The organism is Ardenticatenales bacterium (assembly GCA_020634515.1).
Lineage (GTDB): Bacteria > Chloroflexota > Anaerolineae > Promineifilales > Promineifilaceae > JAGVTM01.
The window spans coordinates 352,098-368,582 of record JACKBL010000006.1 but is presented as its reverse complement, the minus strand read 5'-3'; the positions used below and the strand labels follow the sequence as shown (position 1 = coordinate 368,582).

At 55.7% G+C, this 16,485-nt stretch carries 16 protein-coding genes; 11 read left to right on the top strand and 5 right to left on the bottom strand.

From position 1 onward, the window contains the following. The first annotated feature begins 59 nt into the window (after nt 1–59). A complete protein-coding gene (locus H6650_17340) occupies nt 60–1,046 on the top strand; it encodes a succinylglutamate desuccinylase/aspartoacylase family protein (protein ID MCB8953774.1) in 987 nt (328 codons plus the stop codon). A 120-nt stretch (nt 1,047–1,166) separates the two neighbouring features. On the opposite strand, the gene H6650_17335 is transcribed toward H6650_17340, so the two are convergent. After that, nucleotides 1,167–1,469: a metal-sulfur cluster assembly factor gene (locus H6650_17335; protein ID MCB8953773.1), complete on the bottom strand. Its 303-nt coding sequence runs from the start codon at nt 1,467–1,469 to the stop codon at nt 1,167–1,169. Between the two features lie 63 nt (nt 1,470–1,532). Then, a complete protein-coding gene (locus H6650_17330; GenBank protein ID MCB8953772.1) occupies nt 1,533–2,189 on the bottom strand; it encodes a DeoR family transcriptional regulator in 657 nt (218 codons plus the stop codon). Between the two features lie 211 nt (nt 2,190–2,400). Between H6650_17330 and sufC the strand changes: the two genes are divergently transcribed. The 10 genes from sufC to tpx all read left to right on the top strand — a co-directional run bounded on the left by sufC (nt 2,401) and on the right by tpx (nt 13,295). Further along, the gene (sufC, locus tag H6650_17325) at nt 2,401–3,189 is read left to right on the top strand and encodes a Fe-S cluster assembly ATPase SufC (GenBank protein ID MCB8953771.1); all 789 of its coding nucleotides are present in this window, start codon (nt 2,401–2,403) and stop codon (nt 3,187–3,189) included. Nucleotides 3,190–3,251: 62 nt separating this feature from the next. Further along, complete coding sequence (gene sufB, locus H6650_17320; GenBank protein MCB8953770.1) at nt 3,252–4,664, top strand: Fe-S cluster assembly protein SufB; 1,413 nt, start codon at nt 3,252–3,254, stop codon at nt 4,662–4,664. A 109-nt stretch (nt 4,665–4,773) separates the two neighbouring features. Then, nucleotides 4,774–6,069 carry a Fe-S cluster assembly protein SufD gene (gene sufD / locus H6650_17315; protein MCB8953769.1) on the top strand — a complete coding sequence of 432 codons (1,296 nt, stop codon included), beginning with the start codon at nt 4,774–4,776 and terminating at the stop codon, nt 6,067–6,069. A gap of 112 nt (nt 6,070–6,181) precedes the next feature. Further along, nucleotides 6,182–7,051 (top strand): sulfurtransferase, encoded by an 870-nt coding sequence (locus H6650_17310; GenBank protein ID MCB8953768.1) that lies wholly within the window; start codon nt 6,182–6,184, stop codon nt 7,049–7,051. A gap of 126 nt (nt 7,052–7,177) precedes the next feature. Further along, nucleotides 7,178–8,404 carry a cysteine desulfurase gene (locus H6650_17305; protein ID MCB8953767.1) on the top strand — a complete coding sequence of 409 codons (1,227 nt, stop codon included), beginning with the start codon at nt 7,178–7,180 and terminating at the stop codon, nt 8,402–8,404. A gap of 27 nt (nt 8,405–8,431) precedes the next feature. Further along, complete coding sequence (locus H6650_17300) at nt 8,432–8,851, top strand: iron-sulfur cluster assembly scaffold protein (GenBank protein MCB8953766.1); 420 nt, start codon at nt 8,432–8,434, stop codon at nt 8,849–8,851. Continuing rightward, nucleotides 8,841–9,194 carry a non-heme iron oxygenase ferredoxin subunit gene (locus H6650_17295; GenBank protein MCB8953765.1) on the top strand — a complete coding sequence of 118 codons (354 nt, stop codon included), beginning with the start codon at nt 8,841–8,843 and terminating at the stop codon, nt 9,192–9,194. Before H6650_17300 ends, H6650_17295 begins: the two co-directional genes overlap by 11 nt. Before the next feature lie 228 nt (nt 9,195–9,422). After that, nucleotides 9,423–11,936: a DNA gyrase subunit A gene (gyrA, locus tag H6650_17290; GenBank protein ID MCB8953764.1), complete on the top strand. Its 2,514-nt coding sequence runs from the start codon at nt 9,423–9,425 to the stop codon at nt 11,934–11,936. A gap of 248 nt (nt 11,937–12,184) precedes the next feature. Further along, nucleotides 12,185–12,712, top strand: coding sequence for a cold shock domain-containing protein (locus H6650_17285; protein MCB8953763.1), 528 nt, complete (start codon nt 12,185–12,187; stop codon nt 12,710–12,712). 67 nt (nt 12,713–12,779) lie between these two features. After that, on the top strand, nt 12,780–13,295 hold the full coding sequence (tpx, locus tag H6650_17280) for a thiol peroxidase (GenBank protein MCB8953762.1): 516 nt from the start codon (nt 12,780–12,782) through the stop codon (nt 13,293–13,295). A 137-nt stretch (nt 13,296–13,432) separates the two neighbouring features. Here tpx and H6650_17275 read toward each other — a convergent pair whose 3' ends face one another. From H6650_17275 to H6650_17265, 3 genes are all read right to left on the bottom strand, one after another. Further along, complete coding sequence (locus tag H6650_17275) at nt 13,433–14,494, bottom strand: restriction endonuclease (GenBank protein ID MCB8953761.1); 1,062 nt, start codon at nt 14,492–14,494, stop codon at nt 13,433–13,435. 15 nt (nt 14,495–14,509) lie between these two features. Beyond that, on the bottom strand, nt 14,510–15,565 hold the full coding sequence (locus H6650_17270; GenBank protein ID MCB8953760.1) for a DNA cytosine methyltransferase: 1,056 nt from the start codon (nt 15,563–15,565) through the stop codon (nt 14,510–14,512). 166 nt (nt 15,566–15,731) lie between these two features. Continuing rightward, nucleotides 15,732–16,412, bottom strand: coding sequence for a hypothetical protein (locus H6650_17265; protein MCB8953759.1), 681 nt, complete (start codon nt 16,410–16,412; stop codon nt 15,732–15,734). Between the last annotated feature and the right edge of the window lie 73 nt (nt 16,413–16,485).

Below are 16,485 nucleotides of genomic sequence, written 5' to 3'. Positions count from 1 at the left end.
ATTATACTCCCGGCGCGGCCCGGCTGAAAATCGGGTCTGTTCGTGAAGTGGAGGGCGGAATGGACGATGCCGGTGTTTTGACGGAATGGGCGGAGGGGGTATTTCGCCGGGGCGCGATCAGTCGTGGCTGGCTGCTCTTGGGGGAGGATGCATTGGGTGCGCCGCTGCGTCTGCCGCTGCTGGTGGCGCGGGGCGTGGCAGCGGGGCCGCTGCTGGGCGTGACGGCGTTGGTGCATGGGGATGAGCTAAATGGTTTGGGCGTGATCCATCGTTTTTTTGCGACGCTCGATGCGGCGCGGCTGCGGGGGACGGTGGTGGGCGTGCCCGTGGTGAACGTGCCCGGATTCCTGGATGGGCGGCGGGTGGTGGCGGAGACGTTCGACCTGAACCGGGTGATGCCGGGTAAGGAGGCTGGGCACACGGGGGAGGTGTATGCGTTTCGTCTGGTGCGGCGGTTGGTGCGCCATTTTGATTGCCTGATTGATTTGCATACGGCCAGCCGCGGGCGTGTGAATACGCATTATGTGCGGGCGGATATGCGGCGGGCGACGGCGGCGGCGTTGGCGCGGCGGCAAAATGCGCGCATTATTTTGCACAGCGTGAACGGGGATGCGAATTTGCGCCAGGCGGCTATGGACCTGGGGGTGGAGGCCATTACGGTGGAGGTGGGGAATCCGCATGTGTTTCAGCCGGAGATGATTGCGGCAGGGGTGGTGGGGCTGCGAAATGCGCTGGTGTATTTGGGGATGGTGGAGGGGGCGATTGTGCCGGCATTTTCTCCTGCCACCGAGTGCGCTGAATCCGTCTGGCTCTACACGGCGCGGGGTGGCATTCTGGAGGTAATGCCGGCATTAGGGGCGTGGGTGAAGGTTGACGAACCGGTAGCCACGCTGCGCGATGTGTTTGGGCAGGTGACGCAAACGATTCTGGCTCCCCGTGCCGGCATCGTCATCGGCAAGAGCATCAACCCCGTCAGCCCTATTGGCGCGCGCGTCATTCACCTGGGCGTGCCGCAAACAAAAAGCCCCGCGGAGGCAGGGCTTTGAAAATACCGCGCTATCGAAATTGTAGACAACGTGCAAACTTGCGCGATGCAAACCTGACCGGCGCAGCTTTGAAAATACCGCGCTATCGCAATTGGAGACGACGCCTTCCGTGACTGCCGGCTAAAACAGTCCCCAATCGCCGCCGGCCCCGTCCTCCATCATGGACGGGTCCCACAACTCCGTGCCAATTTCCACCTGCGTACCGCCGCCCGTGATGCCGTTTGCCGCCTGCCGCACTTGCTGAATAAGCTGCGGCCCATACGGGCAAAATGGCGTCGTCAGAATCATCGTGATGCGGACTTCATTCTTCTCGTTGAAGGCCAGGTTGCGGATCAGGCCCAGTTCGACAACATTCAGGCCAATTTCAGGATCAATAACGCCACGCAGGGCTTCCAGGACTTCTTCTTCTTTGCTGACGATCATGGCTTTCCTTATCTTGTGGTAACTGCTAAGGGACGGACCACATTTGCCCGTGACTGACGCCGATTACCGTTTTGCCGTGGCGGTATCCGGGTTGGTGAAGGAAAACTGACAACAGGGATCGCCCATGAGCATACAACTGTGTTGTTCAATTTCCGTTTGCAACACCTGTACCACCAGTTCTTTGTCCAGTGTGCATACTTCCGTATGCGATTGCCCCACGGAAATGTAAGGGCAACTGTATTCCGTGAGGCGATATTTGCCGTCCGCCTTTTCCCAGCGCGCCAGGAAACCTTCTTCCTCCAACAGCGCCACGAGGTAATCGAGCCGCTTCTCGAACGCCAATCTCTCAAATTCCCCTTTGTGTTCGTTGATGATCTTCTGCACCACGCTGCCAAAAAGATCGGCAACGACGGCGTCAGAGAAGCGTTGTTTGAGTTCGTCCAAGAGACGGCTGCTGAGGCGGACATATTTCTTGGGGAAAAGCTCATGCCCGGCCTGGCTGAGGCTGTAGACGTAATGTGGGCGGCCGATTTTGCGGCGGACGCTTGTTGCTTCCAGCAGTCCTTCCGCCTGGAGGCTATTGAGGTGGTGGCGCACGGTAACAGGCGAAACATCCGCTGCTTCGGCGAGTTCTTCGACGGTGGCCTGGGGGGTCGCTTTGAGGGCCTCCAGGATCGTGTCGCGTGTGTTTTGCTTGCGGTTGCCTGTTACAAATTTCACGATACAATTCCTCGGATCATTTGGGCAATTATAGCAACCGGAGCCACTATTGTCAATTCCTACTATTGTTATCATAATTATGATAATTATTGACGCAAGCAGTAAAGCGTGCTATACTGCCACTGCGTTAATATGGTGAGTGTGGCGGCTGGCGAGAATGCCGGCATTTTCCCTGCCACACACCGTCTTTCACGAGGAGAATCTACACAACATGACGACAGCTTTGGAAATCAAGAACCTGCACGTCAGCGTCGCCGGTCAGCCCATCCTCAAGGGCATTGACCTGCTCGTGCGCCAGGGCGAAGTACACGCCCTCATGGGACCCAACGGCTCAGGTAAAAGCACCCTCGCCTACACCCTCGCCGGCCATCCCTCCTACGAACCCACCGCCGGCCAGGTCATCTTCGATGGACAGGACCTGCTGGAAATGGAAGCTGACGAACGCTCCCGCGCAGGTCTCTTCCTCGCGTTCCAATACCCGGTCGCCGTCCCCGGTGTCACCGTTGCTAACTTCCTACGTCAGGCGCTCAATGCCCGCCTCCGCGCCGAAAACTCCGAAGACAAGGGCATCTCCATCCCCGCTTTTCGCCGCCTGCTGCGCGAAAAAATGAACATGATCAATATCGACCACAAGTTCGCCGGTCGTTACCTGAACGACGGCTTCTCCGGTGGCGAGAAAAAGCGGGCCGAAATCTTGCAAATGGCAACCCTGGAACCGAAAATCGCCATTATGGACGAGACCGACTCCGGCCTGGATATTGACGCCGTGCGGATTGTGGCCGAAGGGACCAATACCTTGCGCGACAAGCTCAACATGGGTGTACTGGTCATCACCCACTACCAGCGCATCCTCAACTACATCACCCCCGATTACGTACACGTGCTGCTGAATGGCCGCATTGTGGAAAGTGGAACGGCGGACCTGGCCCTCGAACTGGAAGAGCGGGGTTATGATTGGGTCCGCGAGAAGTATGGCATTGCCGCCGTTGAACAGGCGTAGGCGCTGCCCCGACTGCCGACTTACCTGAGGAGGTCACAATGGGCGCAACCGTTGAATATGAAATGAGCGAAAACGAAATAATCGCTGGCTTTAACCAGGATTATGCTACGAAATATGGCTTTGCCGACGCCGAAGATTACGTGTTCAAGGCCGAGAAGGGCCTCAACGAAGCCATCATCCGCCAGATGTCCCAAATGAAGGGCGAGCCTGAGTGGATGCTGGACATCCGCTTGAAGGCATATCAACACTTTCTGGACCGTCCGCTACCGGAATGGGGGGCGAGTCTGTCCGAGATTGATTTCGACGACATCTACTACTACATCAAACCCAGCAATCGCCAGGAAGATAACTGGGAGGATGTGCCCGGCTACATCAAGGACACCTTCAATAAACTGGGTATCCCGGAAGCGGAGCAGAAATTTCTTTCCGGCGTTGCTGCGCAGTATGAGTCCGAGGTGGTGTACCACAACATCAAGCGCGAACTGGAAGAAAAGGGCGTCATTTTCCTGGGGATGGACGATGGTCTGGCGCAGTATCCGGAAATCGTGCGCGAGTATTTCAGCACCGTCATCCCATACAACGATAATAAATTTGCCGCTCTGAATACGGCTATCTGGTCTGGCGGTAGTTTCATCTATGTTCCCCCTGGTGTGCAGGTGGATATGCCCTTGCAGGCGTATTTCCGCATCAATGCCAAGAACGTGGGGCAGTTTGAGCGCACGCTGATTGTGGTAGACGAGGGCGCATACGTCCATTACGTTGAGGGCTGCACGGCTCCGATCTACTCGTCGGACTCGCTGCATTCGGCGGTGGTGGAGATCATCGTGAAGAAGGGGGGCCGCTGCCGTTATACAACGATTCAGAACTGGTCCAACAATGTCTACAATCTGGTGACGAAGCGGGCCATGGCGTACGCCAATGCCACAATGGAGTGGATTGATGGCAACTTGGGGTCGAAAGTGACCATGAAGTATCCGGCAGTCTATTTGATGGAACCGGGCGCGCATGGGGAGATTCTGTCTATCGCTTTTGCCGGCAAAGGCCAACACCAGGACGCCGGCGGGAAAGTCGTCCACGTCGCCCCCAACACCACCAGCCGCATCATCTCCAAATCCATCAGCAAGAACGGCGGGCGCGCCTCCTATCGTGGCCTGCTGAAAGTGTACGAAGGGGCGCATGGTTGCAAGTCCAACGTGGTCTGCGATGCCTTGCTGCTCGACGAACACAGCCGCTCCGACACCTATCCCTACATTGAAATTAACGACCAGGACGTGACCATTGGTCATGAAGCCTCGGTAAGCAAAGTAGGAGAAGAGCAAATCTTCTATTTGATGAGTCGGGGCGTGGACGAAGAAATGGCAAATACGATGATCGTCAATGGCTTCATCGAGCCGCTCGTCAAGGAACTGCCGATGGAGTACGCCATTGAGATGAACCGCCTGATTCAACTTCAGATGGAAGGCTCCATTGGCTAGATTAAGCCAGGATTGGTTCATTCTTGGAGAGTGAACCAATTTCACCAGAGAAAACTGGTCCAATCTGGCTTAGCAGTTGCCTTCAAACCTACAACTTTTGAGGATGTTCATGACAGGATTTACACGAGAGGCAGTGGCGCAGCTTTCCGCGCATTTGGAGGAGCCGGCCTGGATGCGGGATTTCCGCCTGGCCGCCTGGGATGTTTATGACAGCCTGCCCCTGCCTACGACCAATGACGAACCCTGGCGGCGCACCGATATACGCCGCTTGAAACTGGACAGCATCGGTCCCTCTCTCAACGGTGCCGGCAATGTCGCCGACATACCCGCTTACCTGGGCGAGCAGTTGACGGAAGACAAGGCCGGCGGCGTCATTCTGGAGCTGGATGGCACGATCCAGAAATACGAAATAAGCGAAGAACTACGGACGCAGGGCGTCATCTTTTGTGACATGCACACCGCCGTGCGGGAGCATGGCGACCTGGTGCGCGCGCACTTCATGCAGGAAGCCGTTACGGTCAACGAAGGCAAATTCGCCGCTTTGCATGGCGCGTTCTGGCGCGGCGGCACGTTTCTTTATGTACCCAAGAATGTGAAGGCGGCGGCTCCTTTGCACAACGCGCTCTGGTCTTCCAGCGGAAAGACATTCAGCCACACGCTGGTGGTCCTCGAACGTGGCGCGGAAGCCATCCTCATTGACGAATACGCTTCCGCCGGCGGCAGCAGTGGGCAAGCCCTCCACAATGGCGCGCTGGAACTGCTGGTACGCGACGGGGCCAGTTTGATCTATGTCTCCTTGCAGGACTTCGGCGAAGACCTGTGGCAATTCACGCATGAACGGGGCCGCGTCGGGCGGGACGGCCGCCTTGATTGGGTGATCAGCGCCATGGGGACGCGGCTCACCAAGTCCTTCCAAACGGTTGAGTTGGATGGGCAGGGCGCGTGGGCGCGCATGTCAGGGCTGTTTTTCGGCAACCACCGGCAGCATTTTGACCTGGACACGCAGCAAAACCACAATGCGGCGGACACGGTTAGCGACCTGCTGTATAAGGGTGCGCTGAAGGATAGGGCGCGTTCCGTGTGGCAAGGCATGATCAAGGCGCTGCCTGATTCCCAGCGCATTGACGGCTTCCAGGCCAATCGCAATTTGCTGTTGGACCGGGACGCGCGCGCGGACTCGATTCCCGGCCTGGAGATTGAGGCCGATGACGTGCGCTGTACGCACGCCTCCACGGTAGGACATCTGGATGAAACGGAAATGTTCTATCTCATGAGTCGGGGCATTGATACGCATACGGCGCGGCAAATGTTGGTTCAGGGATTCTTTGAGCCGATTATGCAACGGATTCCGGTAGAGGGCGTGCGTAATCGAATTGCCGACCGTATTCTCAAGAAGCTGGGCTGAAGACGAACCACGGCTTTCACCAGACAAAATTGGTCCAATCTAGCTTGGCAGTTACTTCTAAAATACGAATGCGCCCTTATCATTCCCCGCTATTCTCACAGGAGTTGTTTTGATGAGTGAACCGACGTATGCATATCCTGATGTGCTTGTCTCTACGCAGTGGGTGGCGGAGCATTTGTCGGACACGGCGAATGTCCGTCTGGTGGAGAGCAACGAAGATGTGCTGCTGTACAGCACGGGACACATTCCCAACGCGGTGCATATTGATTGGGTTTCTGACCTGAACGATCCGATTCGCCGCGACTATCTGGATGAGGCGCGGTTTGCGCAGTTGTTGGCGCGCCACGGCATCGGCAATGATACGACGGTGGTATTCTATGGCGATAAGAGCAACTGGTGGGCGGCTTATGCGTTTTGGGTTTTCAAGCTGTTTGGGCACAAGGATTGTCGCCTGATGGATGGTGGGCGGCACAAGTGGTTGGCGGAAGAACGAGCGGTGACGAAGGACGTGCCGGCATTTCCTCCGGCCACCTACACGCCCCAACAACGCGCCGACTATAAGATTCGCGCCTTTCGGGATGACGTGTTGAAGCATATCAATGCCGGCAGCCCCCTCGTAGACGTCCGCAGTCCAGATGAATTCAGCGGCAAGCTACTGCACATGCCCGGCCTGCCTCAGGAAGGCGCTCTGCGCGGTGGGCACATCAAGGGCGCGCGTAGCGTTCCCTGGAGCCGTGCCGCCAACAGCGACGGCACATTTAAATCCGTCGCCGAATTGCGCGCCATTTACGAAGAAGAACAGGGCCTTTCCCCTGACCAAAACGTCGTGGCCTACTGCCGCATTGGCGAGCGCAGTTCTCACACCTGGTTTGTATTAACCTACCTCCTGGGGTATCCTTCTGTACGCAACTACGATGGTTCCTGGACTGAATGGGGCAACCTGGTTGGCGTACCTATTGAAAAACCGGTCGCCATCTCATAACCCCATTCTGCAAACAACGTTACAAATGCAGGGGCGCGGCGTAGGCTGCGCCCCTGTTGTTTTTCCGCGATGCGTTGTCGTTTCCATTCGCGGGCAGATTCGATCATAACAGGTTAGCCGTTCACTATGTTAGACGTTCAAGCCATTCGCACTGATTTTCCTATCTTGGGGCAGGATGTTTATGCCGGCATTCCCCTCATCTACCTCGACAGCGCCGCCACCGCCCAAAAGCCCCAGGACGTCATCACCGCCATGGACAACTACTACCGCCAGATCAACGCCAACGTCCACCGCGGCATTCACAAACTTAGCGAAGAAGCCACCAACACTTACGAAGACGCGCGCCGGCGCATCGCCCGCTTCATCAACGCTCCCGATCCCGCCCAAATCATCTATGTACGCAACACCACCGAAGCCATCAACCTGGTGGCCTACAGTTGGGGACGGACCAACCTGCGCCCCGGCGACGAAATCCTCCTCACGGAAATGGAACACCACTCCAACATCGTGCCCTGGCAGATGATCGCCGCGCAAACCGGCGCCATCGTCAAATACGTCCCCTTCACGGTGGACGGACTGCTGGACATGGATGCTCTGCCGCGCCTGCTCAACGAGAAAACGCGCATTTTTGCCTTCACCGCCATGTCCAACGTCTTTGGCACGATCAATCCTGTCAAAGAGTTAGTCAGCCTGGCCCGGCAAGCCGGAGCCATCAGCGTCGTGGACGCCGCGCAGAGCGTCCCACACCTGCCTGTGGATGTACAGGACCTGGACTGCGATTTCCTGGCCTTCTCCGGGCACAAAATGTGCGGGCCAACCGGCATCGGCATTCTCTACGGACGGCGCAAACTGCTGGAAGCGATGCCTCCCTTCATGGGTGGGGGGGACATGATTCGTCGCGTCCGGTTGGAGGGTTCCACCTGGAACGATTTGCCGTGGAAGTTTGAGGCGGGCACGCCCGCCATTGCCGAAGCGGTGGGGTTGGGAGCAGCCGTTGACTATCTCCGCCGGGTAGGCATGGCGGAGATTCACGCGCACGAGCAGTTTATTACCAGCTACGCGCTGGAGGCATTAAGCGAAGTCCCCGGCATGACACTGCTGGGGCCGCCCGCGCCGCGCAAAGGAGGCGTGGCCGCCTTCACGCTGGCCGGTATCCACGCCCACGACGTGGCCGAAATCCTGGATAAAGATGGCGTGGCCGTGCGCGCGGGGCACCACTGTGCCATGCCACTGCATCACAAGCTAGGCGTGTCTGCCTCCGTGCGTGCCAGTTTCTATTTGTACACGACCACGGCGGAAATTGATACACTAGTGCAGTCGCTGCAACGCGCCCGCCAGGTCTTTCGGCTCTAGCGGGCGACAGGCGGCGGCGGGAGGTTTATCATGGATATTTATCGTGAGCAGATCATCGATCTGTATGAGAATCCCCTCAATTACGGGACATTGGAGCCGCACGACTTCTCGTATGAGGAGGATAACCCGCTTTGCGGTGATGTGGTGCGGATTGATGTGCGTCTGGATAGCGAGGGGCGCGTCGCTCAGATCTGCTGGAGCGGGGATGGTTGCGCCATTAGCCAGGCGTCGGCATCCCTGCTCACGGACGAGGTCAAGGGCATGACGTTGACGGAGGTGCGCGCTTTTCCCAAAGAGCGGTTGCTGGAGCTGCTGGGCGTGCCGCTGAGTATGGCGCGTGTGAAGTGCGCGCTGCTTTCCTTGAAAGTGTTGAAAGCGGGCGCTTTTGGCCTTCCCGACCCGGATACTATGCGGCACGCACATGACGAGGATGAGGATGAGTCTTGATAGTGGCGTGGAATTGGCGCGAGATGGTTTTGTGCGCGTTGCCGGCATTGCGGATATTCCACCTGGCGCGCGCACGCTGATCGACCTGGAAGAGGAAACCATCGCCATTTTTAACATTGATGGCGAACTGTACTGCATAGCAGACGTGTGCACGCATGACGGTGGACCCTTGGCGGATGGCGATGTGCGGGGTTGTGAGATTGAATGCCCACGGCACGGCGCGCGCTTCGACCTGCGCACGGGCGCGGCACTATCGCTCCCCGCTGTGATAGCCGTTCCAACGTACGAGGCGCGCGTTGTTGGGGATGCCATTTATGTGAAAGTGCCGCGGAATGCCTGGTAGCGCTTCTGGGAAGGTCTGTTAGTCGCGGCTACCTTCCCGGAAGTTGTTTTGAGAACACGGGTTTCCGTGTTCTTTTTGTTTGACGACCAAAAACAAATGTTCTATATTTGCATGGTCTAGCTTGTGTTACATTTGAGCAGGCAGGCGATAATGCGGTACACTTCGTAACCACTCAACCTCCAGAAGTTACTATACTTCTTCTAGTTCAGAGGGGACATCTGGCACACTATGGAAATTGGTCTCGTAAAACAAATCGACATTGACGAAGAGATGCGGCAGTCTTATTTGAGCTACGCGATGAGTGTGATTGTCTCGCGGGCACTGCCAGACGCCCGCGACGGATTAAAACCGGTGCAGCGACGCATTCTTTACGCGATGTATGACATGGGGTTGGGACCCAACAAGCCACACCGTAAGTCGGCCCGTGTAGTGGGGGAGGTGCTGGGGAAGTATCATCCGCACAGCGATAGCGCCGTTTATGATGCGATGGTGCGCATGGCGCAGGACTTTTCGCTGCGCTACGTCTTGGTTGATGGACAGGGTAATTTTGGCTCGGTGGATGGGGACGCGGCGGCGGCGATGCGCTACACGGAAGCGCGCCTGTCGCCAATGGGTTTTGACATGCTGGAGGACATTGGCAAGGAGACCGTGGATTTCGTTGCTAATTTCGACGATTCGATGCAGGAACCATCGGTTTTGCCGGCAACCGCGCCTAATCTGCTCATCAACGGTGGGTCCGGCATTGCCGTGGGCATTGCCACCAGCATTCCGCCGCACAACCTGAACGAAGTGCTGGACGCCCTCCAGTTCATGCTGCAGCGGTGGGAACAATACGAAGAGATCACGCTCGAAGACCTGATGCGCTACATCAAAGGCCCCGATTTCCCCACCGGCGGCCTCATTTACCGGTATCGCGCCAAGGGCGACAGCGAAACCGACGCCCTGACGAATGCTTATGCCACCGGCCGCGGGCGGATTACCGTGCGCGCCAAAGTCCATGTAGAGCAAATGGAGCGCAATAAGTCGCGCCTGGTGATTACGGAACTGCCCTACCAGGTCAACAAGACCAACCTTATCAGCCGCATTGCTGATTTGCACCGCGCCGGGCGACTGGATGGCCTCACCGACTTGCGCGACGAGTCTGACCGGAATGGCACGCGCATCATCATTGAAACGACGCGCAATGTGGAGCCGGAAGACGTGCTGGCGCAGTTGTTCAAGACCACGCCGCTGGAAAGCACGTTTAGCATCATCATGGTGGCACTGGTGAATGAGGAGCCGCGCGTATTGACGCTGAAGCAGGCGTTGCGCATTTACCTGGACCATCGGCTGGAGATCGTACGGCGGCGCAGCGAGTACGACCTGATGAAGGCGCAGGAGCGGGCGCACATCCTGGAAGGGCTGATGACGGCGCTGGACAACCTGGATGAGGTGATTGCCCTGATCCGGAAGTCGCGCACGGCGGATACGGCGCGCACCAATTTGCGGCGGCAGTTTGGTTTTACCTCGGAGCAGGCGCAGGCTGTGCTGGATATGCCGCTGCGTCGGCTGGCTTCTTTGGAGCGACGCAAAATTCAGGACGAGCATAAGGAGATGCAGCGCCTGATTGCCTATTTGCAGGGGCTGTTGACGCGCCCCGAACTGATGCGCCACCGCATCGCGGAGGAACTGCAAGCAATTCGAGAGAAATATGGCGACACGCGGCGTTCGCAGATCGTGGATTCCAGCCAGGCCGGCACGCTGACGGCGATGGATTTGCTGCCGGATGAACAGGTGTGGGTGATGGTGGGCGAGAAAGGGACGGTCGCCCGCACCACCTCCCCGGACATGGTTCCTATTCCGTCAAAACCGGCGGAACTGCCGCTGACGGTGTTGGAAGCGAATACGCAGGATGTTTTGTACTTGTTTTCCGCCAGCGGGCAGGCCGTCAGTTTGCCGGTGTATCAACTGCCGCAATCGCGGGAGTTGGGCAAGGGAACGCACTGGGCGGAGCTGACGGGCTTTTCGCGGCGGCAGCATGTGGTTGCCGCGTTGGTGCTGCCGGCGGAAGCGCAAGGCTACTTGTTTATGACGACGCTGGCCGGGGTGGTGAAGCGGGTGCGCGTGGAAGATTTGCCCGGCATTCAGACGGAGCCATTCGACGTGATGAACGTGCCGGAAAATGATGCGCTGGGTTGGGCGCGGTTGACGGGTGGCGAGGATGATGTCATGCTGGCGACGGCGGGTGGGCAGGTGATTCGCTTCAAGGAGGATACCGTGCGGCCCATGGGATTGCCGGCAGGGGGCGTGATGGGCATTAGACTGGCGGGCGATACGGATGGTGTAATTGGCATGGATGTGGTAGATTCAGAGGGGTTTATCTGGAGCATCACGGACAATGGCCTGGCGAAGGCGTCTCCTTTGAGCCAGTATCCCACGCAGGGCCGGTATGGGCAGGGGGTGATTAACCTGCGATTGCCGGCAGGGGCGACGGAGGTCGTGGCGGCCTTGATTGGCGTGGAGAATACGGAGTTGGTCGTCATGCTTTCCACGGGGCGGGTGAAGAAGATGTATCTGAATGAAGCCGTGACGGGCAACCGCCCAATCAAGCCCCAAGAGGTGATCGATGCGGGGCCACGCAGCCGTGTGACGGGGGCAATTCGTCTGCGACTGCGCCCGGCAGTGCCGGAGGAGCGGGAAGAAGTCGTGGAACAGCTTTCTTTGATGCCGGAAATGCCGGCAAAAACCCGAAAATCGCGGTAATAGTACGCCCAGGGAGCCATGCTAATGGCCGTGCAAGCGTGAAGAGAAACAGGCCAGGTTTCAAACGGGCCTGATAGTGATGAAACAGAAGTACATGACCACCTGACGATGACGATACGTAACTACTGACGCTCTCTGGAGATTGGACCAATTTCACGCGCTCAGTGAGGATTTTCACCAGAGAAAATTGTCCAATCTGGCTTAGCAGTTACGACGATACTATGACGATTGCGAAGGAGCAAGGCAACATGACATACAGGGATAGATGGGTCACTGATGAAGGCGGACGACGGTACGTTTTCACCGTAGAAATGCAGCGACAGCTTGAAGCATTGGGCTTGCCTGTTGATCCCGCTTACCTGGGCGAATTGTCGGCGCGCCAGGGCAGTCCGACGCGCCGTGAGCGCGCACCTGAACGCGCGCCTGAGCCGGCGGCGGAAGAACATGCGCCGCAGCCGCCACGTGGCGCCGTCGCGGAAGTCGCCGCGCCGTCACATGCCGGCAGCGAGGAAGCAGAGGCGGACGAGATGCAGCCGGAGACGATTCAGATTGATCCGTTGACGGGCAAGTACGTGGGACGTATGAAGTGGTACAACCCACAGCGGGGCTATGGCTTTATTGCTCGTGGCGGCGGGGAGGACATCTTCTTCCACAAGTCAGACGCGCTGGTTGATCCGGAAGAGATGGTGGAAGGGCAGTGGGTGTTGTATGACGTGGAGGAGACGTCGAAGGGGTTGGAGGCCAGCGAGATTGAGGTGTATTCCGGGCCAGAGTAAATGAGGTCTGGCAGCGGTCAACTTTTTTCAGGCGAGTCGGACACTCGCGCAACGAGGAGTGATGCTCATGGAAAGACGTGCTGATGGTGTTAAGTTGGGGGGGCGGGGGCTGGCTGTGCTTGGTCCGCTGTTGCAGGTGGGGCAGGCCGCGCCTGATTTTGCGCTGACGACGAATGATTGGCGGACGGTGGGGTTGGGGGATTATGCCGGCAAAGTCAAGCTCATTTCCGTCGTTCCATCATTGGATACCCGGGTTTGCGACACGCAGACGCGCCGTTTTAACGAGGAGGCGGCCAGCCTGGGGGATGGGGTGGTGGTGCTGACGGTGAGCGCGGATTTGCCTTATGCACAGCGGCGGTGGTGTGGGAATGCCGGCATTGATCGCGTGCAAACCCTCTCCGACCACAAAACCATGAGCTTCGGCGACGCCTACGGCACGCACATCGAAGACCTGCGCCTGGACCAACGCTCCGTCTTCGTCATCGACGCCGATGACAAACTAGTCCACGTCGAATACGTTATGGAATTTGGCGATCAGCCGGACTATGCAACTGCCATCAACGCGGTAAAACAGGCTTTGTAGGATTCTACGTAATGCTTGAAGTCACGCGATTGCGGGTAAGCAAAGACACCCTCAATCACCAGTACGATTGTGCCCCAAGGTGCGTTCGATAAAACGAAAATTAGCAATTCGCGTGCATTGATTTGTTAGCAATGCACTTACCTCTGAAGACCTTGCTGGTATGGCCCAAGAAACTTCTCCCCATCAAAATGGATTAGATGGTTTGGGGATGAGGCAATCCATACCTCAGTTTCCCAAGCAATATCAGCAACAAATTTTCTGAATGTGGCGCGGTCAACAAATGCAGTCACAAAAATAATGTCAGTCGTACAGTTGTTTAGAAAAGGTTGCAAAGCGATGATTCTTTCAGGACTCATTGGTCCTGATGAATGAACGGCTTCAATCAAGTACAACCAATTTTTCTCTTGTGAATATGCCACCACGTCTGGCAATTCTTCGTGAGCTAATGTAGCAAGTCCAATTTTATTAGCGGTGTCCTCATCATAATGGAGAAACTTGTTTTCGGCATCACCAATGTAAACAACTTTTGCGCCAAAACCATACCGGGGTAAAAATTCTTCCACAACTGCCTTTTGAAGCCGATTATGTTCACCTGGCCCAAATTCCAATTCGATACCCGATGGAAGTTGTATTGGTATTCTGGGTAAATCACGACGTGCTGCCAGTTGTTCTTGCAGGGTTGCCTTGCCTTCAAGGAACTTTTCTACTAATGAGACCCAGTTGTATTGAGAATAGGCCCTGATTAACTCGATATATGCAGGATTTACCGTCCAAGCACGATTTGGGTCGTTTCGCGCAGATTGTGGGCGGTCAGAAATTACTACTCCTGCAAGGACTAGGTGCTTGAGGTCTTTACGTCTGATATCATCATACGAACCTCGCGAGATATTTTCGGCGAAATTTGCATTGATGTAATCAATAATATCTCTGGTCTTTAGCGCATATCCGTCATCTAATGATTTTGCTTTGATCCAATCAGCACTAACTTTTACGTCGCATACAGCAAGAAAAGCAAGCGCCATACGCTCCAATTTACGAGCAGTTTTATCCTCAACTGGTATGCCAAAATGGTCTAGAATATGCAAAGCTTCGTTTATGAGTTGCTGAACTTCGGGGGTTTTGGCCTCAAAGGTTTGATAGGATGCAACTTTAATACCAAGCGTTTGTGCTTCTGCTTTGTTCAGGAGATATTTTCTCATCACTGGTTTGGGCGTTTAAAACAAGGCCAATTGTTTAGGTTGCCAGTTTAGTCTATTGTACCGCTTGATTTCATCAAAGGTCATCCTATTTTCACCTGAAAGTAAATACTCTTTGATACTTGCTGCAAGGTAGTAGGAAAATAAAGGGGGAACAGCATTTCCTATTTGATTAAATTGACTTGTTTCGCTCCCCTCAAATTCAAACCAATCAGGAAAACTCTGTAACCGTGCCGCCTCTCTAACAGCTAGTCTGCGCCTGCGTCCGTCAGGCAAGCGTATACGCATCATATCACCAGTCGCACCTGCTAGGTTTCGACAAGTCACTGTGCGTGACGGTTCATTCAAATGCAAATCACGTGGGCGGATGCACTTTGATGCCTTTTCATATTTTGCTACGTATTCGTCCATACTTGGCGTCAAAAATTTCGCGTCCACAGGAATAGTAATAGCCATTTCTCCTAAAGCATCACCAGCAGTCACTTTTTTACCTAGGGGGGGAGGAAAGTTAAAACCTCCCTTATGGCCTATAACTATCAATCGTTCTCTTCTTTGAGGAACCCCATATCTGACTGTGTTAAACATTTTGTATTCAATGATATATCCCAATGCTTGAAACTCTTCGATAATCTGTTCTAAGTACCACTTGTTGCGGTACATCATCCCCCTAACATTTTCAAAGAGAAACAGTTTTGGCGTTGCCTGCTTAACTGCAGAAATAAAGGTGGGGAAGCCATCGCGCGAGTCCCCCAGGCCTTTTTGCTTACCACCCACGCTAAACGGTTGACAAGGGGGACCACCTATTATGACTGTTGCTTCGGGAAATTTATAATCCGGTGAAAGGTCGATCTGATGGCATTCACTATCTAGATTATTTTTGTAGGTTACACAACAATCTGCGTCTTTTTCAAAACCAACAGTTTTGAATCCTTGAGCTTCAAAACCAAGCGCAAGACCACCGGCTCCCGCAAATAAATCTAATGTGGTAATTGAGCCATTTTGTGAGGGTTTAAGTATTGAATTGATATGTTGGGAATATTCCTGAGGTTTTTCCACAATCGTACACCTACTCAAATCAGAACGGATGCTCGATTATACCATAGGTTATCATGGGTTCATAGTTTCGAGAAGGTGATTTCCGCGATGCTTGCCAACTACTTATTAGCCCGCTGCCGGAGCCTGTCGAAGGCAGGGACGGGTTTCGACAAACTCCGGCCACAAGAGGGTGTGTCGTGAATCGTTACTTCGTGAAAATGTGTTCCTTCAAATGGCGCACATCCTCCGGCATCACATCCGGGATGACCAGCGCCCCTTTCACCTGCGCCTGCCCCTTCTCAAACTGAAAGGGAACCATGCTGATGTACAGGTCGCGCGCGCCCGTGAAACTCTGGAACAGGCGCCAGAGCGGGCTGGGAGACCAGTTTGTGTCCACCACCGCGGGCGTGCCGCGCAAATCAATGGTGTCCACCAGGGGCCATTGATTCGGGACGGGGATGGTGAAGATGATGCGCACGTTCGTCTTCACCATGCGCCATTGCGCATGTTCTAGCTGCTGGTAGGCGCCATACACGACCAGAAGCAGCAGCAGTCCGGGGGGAAGCAGCACCCAGGTCAAGGCAAAGCGATAGACAACGGCCAGCACAGCTACCATGCCGGCCATCAGCATGGTCAGAAGCGAAAGCGGCAAGATGCGTCTCCAAACGAGTCGCCCAAAAAAGTGGCGATACCAGGCCAACTGGATTTCAACCTGTATGACCTCGTTTGGCAGCAGCCGCTTGCTGATTTCTTCGGGGAAGACGTTGGTTTTTAGATTGTTCCACAGCCGACTCCACAGCGACACGGGAACGCGCCTTTCCGTTGCCTGCGCCTCTACATCTTCCGCGCCGCTTTCGTCGTCTGCTTCTGGTGGTAGTCCGAGCATAGTAGTCGGTGAGTAGTCGATAGGGCGTAACTATTCAACCCTGGGGAGACACGCTCCAAGGGGTCTTCCCGTG

Bases quoted from the DNA above. Each gene is read 5' to 3' on its own strand.
- sufD (MCB8953769.1), top strand. From the start codon at position 4,774: ATGACAGGATTTACACGAGAGGCAGTGGCGCAGCTTTCCGCGCATTTG.
- sufB (MCB8953770.1), top strand. From the start codon at position 3,252: ATGAGCGAAAACGAAATAATCGCTGGCTTTAACCAGGATTATGCTACG.
- H6650_17335 (MCB8953773.1), bottom strand. From the start codon at position 1,469: ATGATCGTCAGCAAAGAAGAAGAAGTCCTGGAAGCCCTGCGTGGCGTT.
- H6650_17265 (MCB8953759.1), bottom strand. From the start codon at position 16,412: ATGCTCGGACTACCACCAGAAGCAGACGACGAAAGCGGCGCGGAAGAT.
- sufC (MCB8953771.1), top strand. From the start codon at position 2,401: ATGACGACAGCTTTGGAAATCAAGAACCTGCACGTCAGCGTCGCCGGT.
- H6650_17275 (MCB8953761.1), bottom strand. From the start codon at position 14,494: ATGAGAAAATATCTCCTGAACAAAGCAGAAGCACAAACGCTTGGTATT.
- H6650_17310 (MCB8953768.1), top strand. From the start codon at position 6,182: ATGAGTGAACCGACGTATGCATATCCTGATGTGCTTGTCTCTACGCAG.
- H6650_17305 (MCB8953767.1), top strand. From the start codon at position 7,178: ATGTTAGACGTTCAAGCCATTCGCACTGATTTTCCTATCTTGGGGCAG.
- H6650_17295 (MCB8953765.1), top strand. From the start codon at position 8,841: ATGAGTCTTGATAGTGGCGTGGAATTGGCGCGAGATGGTTTTGTGCGC.
- H6650_17285 (MCB8953763.1), top strand. From the start codon at position 12,185: ATGACATACAGGGATAGATGGGTCACTGATGAAGGCGGACGACGGTAC.
- tpx (MCB8953762.1), top strand. From the start codon at position 12,780: ATGGAAAGACGTGCTGATGGTGTTAAGTTGGGGGGGCGGGGGCTGGCT.
- gyrA (MCB8953764.1), top strand. From the start codon at position 9,423: ATGGAAATTGGTCTCGTAAAACAAATCGACATTGACGAAGAGATGCGG.
- H6650_17340 (MCB8953774.1), top strand. From the start codon at position 60: ATGGACGATGCCGGTGTTTTGACGGAATGGGCGGAGGGGGTATTTCGC.